The organism is Streptomyces sp. NPDC051315 (assembly GCF_044455165.1).
Lineage (GTDB): Bacteria > Actinomycetota > Actinomycetes > Streptomycetales > Streptomycetaceae > Streptomyces.
Genome location: NZ_JBITEN010000022.1, coordinates 136,137 through 142,712, shown reverse-complemented (window position 1 = coordinate 142,712; position 6,576 = coordinate 136,137). Strand labels below are relative to the sequence as shown.

5 protein-coding genes are annotated in these 6,576 nt (G+C 69.6%); 1 reads left to right on the top strand and 4 read right to left on the bottom strand.

The features are described from left to right. Positions 1 to 157: 157 nt before the first annotated feature. A complete protein-coding gene (locus tag ACIBBD_RS33125; RefSeq protein WP_399423261.1) occupies positions 158 to 2,032 on the bottom strand; it encodes an AMP-dependent synthetase/ligase in 1,875 nt (624 codons plus the stop codon). 259 nt (positions 2,033 to 2,291) lie between these two features. Next, the gene (gene lepA, locus ACIBBD_RS33120) at positions 2,292 to 4,160 is read right to left on the bottom strand and encodes a translation elongation factor 4 (protein WP_399423260.1); all 1,869 of its coding nucleotides are present in this window, start codon (positions 4,158 to 4,160) and stop codon (positions 2,292 to 2,294) included. A 221-nt stretch (positions 4,161 to 4,381) separates the two neighbouring features. Here lepA and rpsT point away from each other — a divergent pair, with 221 nt between their 5' ends. Beyond that, positions 4,382 to 4,648: a 30S ribosomal protein S20 gene (rpsT, locus tag ACIBBD_RS33115; RefSeq protein WP_399423259.1), complete on the top strand. Its 267-nt coding sequence runs from the start codon at positions 4,382 to 4,384 to the stop codon at positions 4,646 to 4,648. A gap of 303 nt (positions 4,649 to 4,951) precedes the next feature. Here the strand turns inward: rpsT and ACIBBD_RS33110 are convergent, their stop codons facing one another. Further along, on the bottom strand, positions 4,952 to 5,350 hold the full coding sequence (locus ACIBBD_RS33110) for a nuclear transport factor 2 family protein (RefSeq protein WP_399423266.1): 399 nt from the start codon (positions 5,348 to 5,350) through the stop codon (positions 4,952 to 4,954). A 66-nt stretch (positions 5,351 to 5,416) separates the two neighbouring features. Beyond that, positions 5,417 to 6,403: a DNA polymerase III subunit delta gene (gene holA / locus ACIBBD_RS33105; protein ID WP_399423258.1), complete on the bottom strand. Its 987-nt coding sequence runs from the start codon at positions 6,401 to 6,403 to the stop codon at positions 5,417 to 5,419. Positions 6,404 to 6,576: the final 173 nt, after the last annotated feature.

Here is a 6,576-nt window from a genome sequence, read left to right as displayed (position 1 = left end):
GGGGTCCCCCCCCGCGCCGCCCCCCCCGCCCCCGGGGCCGGGGGGGGGTGTGGGGGGGGGGGGCGGGGGGTTGGGGGGGGGGGGGGGGGGGGGGGGGGCGGGGGGGCCCGCCCCCCCCCCCGCCCCCCCCCCCCCCCCGCGCTCCCCCCCGGCACGCCTACTTCTCGCGCGTCCCCTCGTACATCTCGTCCAGCAGGTGCCGGTACTCGCGCTCCACCACGGGCCGCTTCAGCTTCAGGCTGGGCGTGATCTCCCCGTGCTCCACATCGAGATCACGCGGCAGCAGCCGGAACTTCTTGATGGTCTGCCACCTCTGCAGCCCCTCGTTCAGCTGCTGGACGTAGCCGTCGATGAGGGCGACCGTCTCCGGCGCGGCCACGACCTCCGCGTACGGCCTGCCGCCCAGCCCGTTCTCCTCGGCCCAGCCCAGGATGGACGCCTCGTCGAGAGCGATGAGCGCGGTGCAGAAGTTCCGGTCGGCGCCGTGGACGAGGATGTTGGAGACGTACGGGCACACCGCCTTGAACTGGCCCTCGACCTCGGTGGGCGCGATGTACTTGCCGCCGGAGGTCTTGAAGAGGTCCTTCTTGCGGTCGGTGATGCGCAGGTAGCCGTCGGCCGACAGCTCACCGATGTCACCCGTGTGGAACCAGCCGTCCGGCTCCAGCACCTCGGCGGTCTTCTCGGGCAGCCCGTGGTAGCCCTCCATGATGCCGGGGCCGCGCAGCAGGATCTCGCCGTCCTCGGCGATGCGCACCTCGGTGCCGGGCAGCGGCTTGCCGACCGTGCCGGTGCGGTAGGCCTCGCCGGGGTTGACGAACGAGGCCGCGGAGGACTCCGTGAGGCCGTAGCCCTCCAGGATGTGGATGCCGGCGCCGGAGAAGAAGAAGCCGATCTCGGGCGCGAGGGCCACGGAACCGGAGACACAGGCACGCAGGTTGCCGCCGAAGGCCTCGCGGATCTTGGCGTACACCAGCGCGTCGGCGACCTTGTGCTTGGCCGACAGGCCGAAGGGGGCGCTCGCGGTGCCGGTGCGGCGGAAGTTGTCCTGGGTGACCTTGGCGTACTCCCGGGCGACTTCGGCGGCCCACTGGAAGATCTTGTACTTGGCACCGCCGCCCGCACGGGCCTTGTTCGCGATGCCGTTGTAGACCTTCTCGAAGATGCGCGGCACCGCCGCCATGTACGTCGGCTGCACCACCGGCAGGTTCTCGATGATCTTGTCGACGCGGCCGTCGACGGCGGTGACGTGACCGACCTCGATCTGGCCGGAGGTCAGCACCTTGCCGAAGACGTGCGCGAGCGGCAGCCACAGGTACTGCACGTCCTCGCCGCTGATCAGCCCGGTCGCGGCGATCGCCTTCGCCATGTACGACCAGTTGTCGTGCGGCAGCCGCACACCCTTGGGGCGGCCGGTGGTGCCGGAGGTGTAGATGAGGGTGGCGAGCTGGTCCCTGGTGATGGCGCCGACCCGCTCCTTGATCAGCTGCGGGTCCTTCTCCAGACGGGCCGCCCCGCGCTTCTCCAGCTCGTCGAGGGTCAGGATCCAGTCGGCGGTCTCCACACCGGCCGGGTCGATGACGACGACATGGGTGAGATCGGGCAGCCCGGCGCGCTTCTCCACCGCCTTGGCGAGCTGGGCCGCGTCCTCGGCGATCAGCACCCGGCTGTCGGAGTCGGAGAGGATGTACGCCGACTCCTCGGCGTTGGTCTGCGGGTAGACCGTCGTCGTGGCCGCGCCGGCGCACATGATGCCCAGGTCGGCGAGGATCCACTCGATCCGGGTGGAGGAGGCGAGCGCCACGCGCTGCTCGGGCTGCACGCCGAGCTCCATCAGACCGGCCGCGATGGCGTACACCCGCTCGGCCGCCTGCGCCCAGCTCAGCGACTTCCAGTCGTCCGGCCCCTGGCCGGCCGCGGCCGGTACGGGATAGCGGTACGCCTCCGCGTCCGGCGTGGCCGCCACGCGCTCCAGGAAGAGACCCGCGACGGACGGGGGACGGTTCTCGATCAGTGTCTGTGTGTCGCTCACGACATCCTCCGGGGCCCGCGACGTTGCGGCTGGCTCGGTGCGGCTGGGCTTGCTCACGGGCGGTGGTTCGGCCTGTTGTTTAACTCGCGAGTAACTATCGAGCGAGATCAGAGTAGAGCGCGACCGCCCGTCGCGTAAGACTCCGCGGCCTGTCACTTCCTACAGAGAGCGACCGCCCACATGCGGAGGGACCCGCCGCACTTTCGTACGACGGGCCCCGATCCGCCCGGTTTGGCCGCTACCCGCGGGTAACCGACGGCTACTTCTTGGCCTTGCCCGACCCCGCGCTGTCATCGCTGGACAGGACCGCGATGAAGGCCTCCTGCGGAACCTCCACCGAACCCACCATCTTCATCCGCTTCTTGCCTTCCTTCTGCTTCTCCAGCAGCTTCCGCTTACGGGAGATGTCACCGCCGTAACACTTGGCGAGGACGTCCTTGCGGATGGCGCGGATGGTCTCGCGGGCGATCACCCGCGAGCCGATGGCGGCCTGGATGGGCACCTCGAAGGCCTGCCTCGGGATCAGCTCCCGCAGCTTGGCGACGAGCCGCACACCGTACGCGTACGCGGCGTCCTTGTGGGTGATCGCCGAGAAGGCGTCCACCTTGTCGCCGTGCAGCAGGATGTCGACCTTGACCAGGCTGGAGGTCTGCTCGCCGGTGGGCTCGTAGTCCAGCGACGCGTAACCCCGCGTCTTCGACTTCAGCTGGTCGAAGAAGTCGAAGACGATCTCCGCGAGCGGCAGGGTGTAGCGGATCTCCACCCGGTCCTCGGAGAGGTAGTCCATGCCGAGCAGGGTGCCGCGCCGGGTCTGGCACAGCTCCATGATCGAGCCGATGAACTCCGTCGGCGCCAGGATCGTGGCGCGCACGACCGGCTCGTACACCTCGCTGATCTTCCCCTCGGGGAACTCGCTCGGGTTGGTGACGACGTGCTCGGTGCGGTCCTCCATCACCACGCGGTAGACCACGTTGGGCGCGGTCGCGATCAGGTCGAGACCGAACTCGCGCTCCAGCCGCTCCCGGATCACGTCCAGGTGAAGCAGGCCCAGGAAGCCGACGCGGAAACCGAAGCCGAGGGCGGCGGAGGTCTCCGGCTCGTAGACCAGCGCGGCATCGTTGAGCTGGAGCTTGTCCAGGGCCTCGCGCAGCTCCGGGTAGTCCGAGCCGTCGAGCGGATACAGGCCCGAGAAGACCATGGGCTTCGGGTCCTTGTAACCGCCGAGCGCCTCGGTGGCGCCCTTGTGCTGGCTGGTGACGGTGTCACCGACCTTCGACTGGCGGACGTCCTTCACACCGGTGATCAGGTAGCCCACCTCGCCGACGCCGAGGCCGTCGGCCGACAGCATCTCGGGCGAGTTGGTGCCGATCTCCAGCAGCTCGTGCGTCGCGCCCGTCGACATCATCCTGATCCGCTCACGCTTGTTGAGCTGGCCGTCGATGACACGGACGTACGTCACCACGCCCCGGTACGAGTCGTACACCGAGTCGAAGATCATCGCGCGGGCGGGCGCGTCCGCGACCCCGACCGGCGCCGGGATCTCCCGCACGACCTTGTCGAGCAGCGCGTCGACGCCGACACCGGTCTTGGCGGAGACCCGCAGCACGTCGTCCGGCTCGCACCCGACGAGGTTCGCCAGTTCCTCGGCGAACTTCTCCGGCTGCGCGGCCGGCAGGTCGATCTTGTTCAGCACGGGGATGATCGTGAGGTCGTTCTCCATCGCCAGGTAGAGGTTGGCGAGGGTCTGCGCCTCGATGCCCTGGGCGGCGTCGACGAGGAGGATGGTCCCCTCACAGGCGGCGAGCGACCGCGAGACCTCGTAGGTGAAGTCGACGTGCCCCGGGGTGTCGATCATGTTGAGGATGTGCGTGTTGCCCGGGTCCTGGGTGGGCGCCCAGGGCAGACGCACGGCCTGGGACTTGATCGTGATACCGCGCTCACGCTCGATGTCCATGCGGTCGAGGTACTGAGCACGCATCTGCCGCTGCTCGACCACACCGGTCAGCTGGAGCATCCGGTCGGCGAGCGTGGACTTGCCGTGGTCGATGTGCGCGATGATGCAGAAATTGCGGATCAGAGCCGGGTCGGTACGGCTCGGCTCGGGCACATTGTTAGGGGTCGCGGGCACGCAGGGTCCTGTCTCTTGAGGCGCCTTATGCCTCGGGTCGGATCAATACGTAGGTTCCATGGTCCCACGGGCGGCGACCGGCGACCGGTTTGGGCCGCGCTCCGCCCCACTGGTAGCCTGGGTGGCTGTGCCTCATGCCCTCTCAGCGCGAGGCACATCTCAAGAAATCACCTGGTACGGGACCCGTGCGGCCCCGTGCCTGAACCTGAAAAGGCTCATTCGTGGCGAACATCAAGTCCCAGATCAAGCGGATCAAGACCAACGAGAAGGCCCGGCTGCGCAACAAGGCCGTCAAGTCCTCCCTGAAGACCGCGATCCGCAAGGCCCGTGAGGCCGCTGCCGCGGGTGACGTCGAGAAGGCCACCGAGCTCCAGCGCGCTGCCGCGCGTCAGCTCGACAAGGCCGTCTCCAAGGGCGTCATCCACAAGAACCAGGCCGCCAACAAGAAGTCGGCGCTGGCTACCAAGGTCGCGGCGCTCAAGGGCTGAACTCCTTCCTGATCTGACCGATCCCCCGGAGATCTCCCCGGACACCTCCTCGGACCTCTCCAGGGATCGAACCGCCGGAAGGACCCAGGGCGGGCCCTCTCTCATCCGCCCCCGACCGGCACCACGAGCTCATACGCGGCCTGCGTTCGCCACGCGGGTATGAGCTCAAACGCTTGATCCGAAGGCCCCGGCTCCCACCCTTCCCCAGGGCGGGAGCCGGGGCCTTCGGGTGCCGGTACGGCCCGGCATGCCAGGGGGCTGAGCGGGCCGAGGCCCTCGGGTGCCGGAGCGGCCCGCCGGTCGTCACGACCAGAACTCGTTGCCCTTGTCGATGTCCTCGACGCACTCGTCGAGATCGGTCATCTTGTCCCCGACGATCCGGAAGACGATGCCTCCCCACCCGTCGAGGTGCTTGTCACCCCGGTCGGCGGTGAAACGGTGCACGGACACGGCGTGCCCGCGGCCGTCGACGAGCACGTTCTGCAGCTCCACCCGGAACGACCCGCCCGTCTCCGAGTAGAGCCGGCCGTAGTAGTCGTTGATGATCGCATCGGTTCCCTTGAAGTCCCCCGAGAGCGGGTGGGAGCCGGGTACGTGGTGCGTGCAGTCCCCTGTCATCATGCCGCGCAACGTGTCCATGTCTCCGCGCTCAAAGGCCTCATAGCCCTTGCGGACGAGCGCTGCGTGCGCGTGTTCGGCCATGACGATCGCCACCTTCCCGTGTCCGGTGAGTGCGCCTGACACGCATGATTCTCCTCCCCGACGGGACTAACGTCCTCTGGAGCGGGCCGCCCGCGCGATGGCCACCACGGCCTTCTCCAGGGCGTACTCGGGATCGTCCCCGCCGCCCTTCACTCCCGCGTCCGCCTCGGCCACCGCCCGCAGCGCGACGGCCACCCCGTCCGGCGTCCAGCCCCGCATCTGCTGGCGCACCCGGTCGATCTTCCACGGCGGCATGCCCAGCTCCCGCGCCAGGTCCGCCGGCCGGCCCCCGCGCGCCGAGGACAGCTTGCCGATCGCCCGCACGCCCTGCGCCAGGGCACTCGTGATCAGTACGGGCGCCACCCCGGTGGCCAGCGACCAGCGCAACGCCTCCAGCGCCTCTGCGGCCCGCCCCTCCACGGCCCGGTCGGCCACGGTGAAGCTCGACGCCTCGGCCCGCCCCGTGTAGTACCGCCCGACGACGGCCTCGTCGATGGTCCCCTCCACATCGGCGACCAGCTGCGAGACGGCGGACGCCAGCTCCCTCAGGTCACTGCCGATGGCGTCGACGAGCACCTGACAGGCCTCGGGCGTGGCGGACCGCCCGGTCGCCCGGAACTCCTGCCGCACGAAGGCCAGCCGGTCCGCCGGCTTGGTCATCTTCGGACAGGCCACCTCCCGCGCCCCCGCCTTGCGCGCGGCATCCAGCAGGCCCTTGCCCTTGGCCCCGCCCGCGTGCAGCAGCACGAGCGTGATCTCCTCGGCCGGCGACCCGAGATACGCCTTCACGTCCTTGACCGTGTCGGCGGACAGGTCCTGCGCATCGCGTACGACCACGACCTTGCGCTCCGCGAAGAGCGAGGGGCTGGTCAACTCGGCCAGCGTGCCGGGCTGCAACTGGTCCGGGGTCAGGTCACGTACGTCCGTGTCGGCGTCGGCGGCCCTCGCCGCGGCCACCACCTCCCGCACGGCACGGTCGAGAAGAAGGTCCTCCTGCCCCACGGCGAGCGTCACGGGGGCGAGAGGGTCGTCCTGGGCGTTTTTCTTGGCCATCACGGAAAGCATCCCACGAGCCACCGACAACGCTCCCGCTCCCGGGCAGGCGCAACCTGTCAGGGGGCGGGGCGGGGCTGCGGGGCCGTATGTACCTGCGGCGGTCACGCGGCACCAGGGCGCGGAGCGCGTTCCGGCTCCTCCCGCTCCACGCCACGCCACCAGGCGGAGCG